Origin of the sequence: Pseudomonas sp. RL_5y_Pfl2_73, from assembly GCF_963970515.1 — a bacterium.
GTDB lineage: Bacteria > Pseudomonadota > Gammaproteobacteria > Pseudomonadales > Pseudomonadaceae > Aquipseudomonas.
In genome coordinates this window covers 1-1,522 of sequence record NZ_CAXAPD010000105.1, presented here as the reverse complement: position 1 = coordinate 1,522, position 1,522 = coordinate 1, and the positions used below count along the sequence as shown (strand labels likewise).

1 protein-coding gene and 1 pseudogene are annotated in these 1,522 nt (G+C 46.2%); both read right to left on the bottom strand.

Translation table 11 applies throughout. The annotated features are described in order from the left end of the window. Positions 1 to 179 precede the first annotated feature (179 nt). Positions 180 to 1,118: a hypothetical protein gene (locus AACY42_RS28405; protein ID WP_339483818.1), complete on the bottom strand. Its 939-nt coding sequence runs from the start codon at positions 1,116 to 1,118 to the stop codon at positions 180 to 182. Between the two features lie 243 nt (positions 1,119 to 1,361). After that, a pseudogene (locus tag AACY42_RS28400) lies at positions 1,362 to 1,522 on the bottom strand (restriction endonuclease); the annotation flags it as partial.

Below are 1,522 nucleotides of genomic sequence, written 5' to 3'. Positions count from 1 at the left end.
CGCCTTGCTGCGCCCGGAAGGGCTGAAAAATGAAGAAAATGGATCAAATTTCGACGCGGGTCGTTTTTTGAAAAGTACTGACGGCTCGATAGCCGGAAAACATCCGGCTATTTCAGACCATCCCTAATGGACGGTTCAGGTCTTTCACGAATGACTGCAATTGGCCGAAAGTGGATAGTTCAACGTATAAGGCGAACCTTTGGAGAGTTTCCAGCCAATGGGTCAATGGCTTTGACCAAACGAGCAATATGTAAGCATGGATCTAGAGACATGTCTTTTATTTTAAATTTAAATTCGTTTTCTATGTGTGGTATGGCTTGCTTTTGCTTTGAGATTATTGCTCCTAGCCGTACTGAGGAATGATGCGCTTTTAGTGTGGCCGCGAACGGTTGAGGGGTCTCTTGATACCTCATCGCAGCCGTGCACATAACATCCGATAGTAGCGCTTCCGGCAATGCGGGTAGGCCGGCATTTTTCCATTCAGTATGTAATGCACCCTGAATGTCGTGGCCATCCGCCCCGCTCATTTTGATGTCGAATGCACGCAGGATCTCTTTCATGGTTTTTTCCACAAATGAAAGACTCTCCCACCGAGCAAGGGCATAAGTAGCCTTGCTGTGAAGAATATAGTTGGCCGCAGCGCTTATGTGAATAATGCTCGCAGGATTGAAAACACTAATATTGTAAAGAGCATTATAGTAATCAGTATATTCTTGCTCCAGAAGCGAATGTCTTTTCGAAGAAATTGAAGAAGCACTACTTTCTGTGATATCAATCACTGCTTGGGTCAACGGTATTTCATCTACGCGCAGCAAGGGCATTCTCAGTAAATACGCGCTGCCGTCAATCTCACAAGCTATGGAAGGAAAGCAATAGGAAATATGACTTCTGTCTCCATAATGCTCGTCAATCCAATTACTAACGTTTTTACCGGCATTATCTGGGTACGAACCGAAAATTACTCTATAGCCATCTTTTTGGATGGTATCTATAGCGGTGAATACCGCCATTCTGGGGTCCGCTAGTCCGACTATCCGATGTTTTACATAAAGCATGTATAAATGGAACTTTTCGGTGCCCTGGTCTAGGTCATCCTGTGTGATCTCGATTTTTTTCATTCTCTGGAAGTCCATTTATGTTACTGAGGCCGTACAACCACAAGGTGGCGATCTGGGCTAGGACAGCAGCAACAGTGTATGCCGCATTAGAGGCGGATGGATGAGTCGCTTCTGGCCAGCAGCAGCGCTTGCTGAGAGTCTGCTTCTGGCCGAAAGCTGGCAGTCACCGATACCAGCTATTGGCCGGAGATTAGCGTAATCCCAGTCCCTGGGCCTGTAGGCAAAGGACTGGGAAGTCCTTGCTCAGGCTTCTTGGTAAAAAGATATCGTCTCTTTTAGCGAGGCTGAAAACTCATAGATCTCGTCGAGTGAGTTGATAGGGTGGCGCGTTTCGACTTTGTCTTTGTCAAAAATCCCAAGATATTTTTGGCTACGATTGAAGTGGAGTCTCGCGATAGGTTTGC